At 67.3% G+C, this 2,139-nt stretch carries 4 protein-coding genes; 1 reads left to right on the forward strand and 3 read right to left on the reverse strand.

Annotated features, from left to right (window positions below):
- Positions 1-81: 81 nt before the first annotated feature.
- Both ACWDZ7_RS42735 and ACWDZ7_RS42740 read right to left on the reverse strand, forming a co-directional pair.
- Positions 82-330 carry a hypothetical protein gene (locus tag ACWDZ7_RS42735; RefSeq protein ID WP_451804358.1) on the reverse strand — a complete coding sequence of 83 codons (249 nt, stop codon included), beginning with the start codon at positions 328-330 and terminating at the stop codon, positions 82-84.
- A 23-nt stretch (positions 331-353) separates the two neighbouring features.
- The gene (locus tag ACWDZ7_RS42740) at positions 354-671 is read right to left on the reverse strand and encodes a hypothetical protein (RefSeq protein WP_451804352.1); all 318 of its coding nucleotides are present in this window, start codon (positions 669-671) and stop codon (positions 354-356) included.
- A 50-nt stretch (positions 672-721) separates the two neighbouring features.
- Between ACWDZ7_RS42740 and ACWDZ7_RS42745 the strand changes: the two genes are divergently transcribed.
- A complete protein-coding gene (locus tag ACWDZ7_RS42745) occupies positions 722-1,105 on the forward strand; it encodes a hypothetical protein (RefSeq protein ID WP_451804354.1) in 384 nt (127 codons plus the stop codon).
- A 392-nt stretch (positions 1,106-1,497) separates the two neighbouring features.
- On the opposite strand, the gene ACWDZ7_RS42750 is transcribed toward ACWDZ7_RS42745, so the two are convergent.
- Positions 1,498-1,794, reverse strand: a complete 297-nt coding sequence (locus ACWDZ7_RS42750; protein WP_451804356.1) for a hypothetical protein — start codon at positions 1,792-1,794, stop codon at positions 1,498-1,500.
- Positions 1,795-2,139: the final 345 nt, after the last annotated feature.

Raw genomic sequence — 2,139 nt, forward strand, 5'->3', positions numbered from 1 at the left:
TGCCCGCGGCCAGGGCGGCGACCGCGTTGTTCGCGTAGTGGCGGCCGGGCACCGACACCTGGAAGGTCAGGAACTTGCCGTTCAGGACGACCGTGCCTGCTCCTCCAGGCGCACGAGGAGTTCGGCCTCGGTGCGCGCCAGGCGCTCGGAGTCGACGTGACCCTGCGGGTCCGCGCACGGAACAGTGATCTTCAGGGCGTACGGGCCGCGTACGGTGTCCACCCGCCACAGGCAGGTTCCCCGCCGGTCGGCGACCAGGCGGGCCGGGGCGTCCCGCCCCCACACGGAGGCGATCAGGTGGTGTGCGGTGGTGTGAAGAGAGGCGCCCACTGGTGTTCCGTCCAGCTCGTGCGCTAGCGGCCATCCGAAGGGTGGGGAGTGTAGACGCTCAGATGCCGCGTACTGCCCGGACCGAAGACATCTCCCTCCCAGTCGCCGTGCCGGGTGATCAGCCGCATCCCGGCGAGCCGGGCCATCAGGTCCAGCTCGGCGGGCCAGGCGTAGCGGGTCACCAGCGGCAGCAGCCGCACCCCGCGCGCGTCCGCGCGGATCTCCTGGGAGTGCACCACCTGGGTGACGGGGTCGTGGAGCATCGTGGACCAGTGCGCGTGCGTGTCGCTGATCCCGCGGACGCTCACCGCCTGCCCGGTGCCGGGCTGCCAGCCCGGCACGCGGGCCTCCACGACGAACGGGCCGCTGACCCGGCGGGCAGACTGCGCACATGCAGCTCCCCGCCGAAGCCGTTGCCGCCACCGTGCTGATCGAGGTCGTCCGGATCTCCGCCCTTCCTGCCGGACGGGACGACCCGTACCCCGGCACGGCAGTCGCCCACTGGACCGGGAGCGAAGCTGCCGCCGCCCTGGCCCTGATCGAGAGCCTGCCCGGCAGTGAACAGCACCGATGCGGCTTCTCGCCTGGCTGGAGTGTCCGGGCGTACGACAACGCTCTCGATCTGGCGCTGTTCGAGGCGGCGTTCTGCTTCACCTGCCACGAGGTCCGCATGCGGGGAACGGCAGTGCTGCCCGCTCTGGCCACGCAGTTCTTCGACCCGGGCGCCCTGTCGGCCCGGTCCCTGCTGTCTCTCTTCCGCAAGGCAGCTCCATAGCCGACCGATTGGAAGAGCGTCACGCCTCGGCCTGGTGACAGGAAGGCTGTCGCTTGAACGCCTGTGACAAGTCGGATGCCTCGCTTGTGACAACCAGACTGCTTCGGCTGTCCTGTGTCACCGAGTCATTCCTGACGCGATCGCTCTGACCTGCGACGAGGAATCTTGAGTGGCGAAGCGACCGTGACCTGCGGGTGCCACCGTTCGGAGATGCGGAGAGTTCTCGGCAGTGGATCTTGCTGGATCGTGAGGATGCTTGGCGAGTGCTGCTGCGGCGAGTTCGACGGCGTCGGGGACCTGGTCCTCGGCACGAACGTCGACCACGCGAGCACGGCCGTCGGCAAGCCGTGCGAAGTAGTCCGGGGCATGGCGCCGCTTCTCTGCCACGGCGCTCACCGGATCAGCTCGCCCAGCAGTTCGTCATCCACCCGCAGCGGCGCGAGCAGGTCACGAACGTATGCCTCCCGCTTGATGACGGATGCGACTGTCCACCACTCGCCCAGTCCGGCCAGGTGGTTGCGGACCTTCTCCACCTTCTCCGGGTGCCCGGCCGCGTCACGCCAAGTAGCCCGGCTCTTGGCCGGCTCCGCCGCTGCCAATGCGTCGACCAGCTTGTGCTGGACCGAAGCGATGAACGGGCTCCCGAAGTACACACCCTCCTGGCTGTAGAACTTTCGGTCGAACAGCATCTTGTGGACAGCCCGGAGGAAACCGTAGTGGCAACAGAGTGGGTTTGAGCAAGATTCACAGACGAAGAGGAAGATCGACTGTCACAGGACATCGGCCGTTCTCGTTCACCGGCTCAGCCGGTCCGGCTGGTGGTGTCCCGTCTCAGTCGACCTGGTCCCAGTCTCAAATGATCAGATCAGATCAGATCTGATTCGTTCGTCGTCTCAGATGATCGGGCGGTCAGGGTTACTCGTATATCTGGGCGGCTGAGAGCTGACGGGCGACTGACTGCCGGGTGACCGGTTCGAGTTGGGTGTGGAACGGTGTGTCGGCCAGCCAGGCGGCCCAGGATTCGAGCATCTGGG

The sequence above is a fragment of the Streptomyces sp. NPDC003032 genome, from assembly GCF_053591415.1.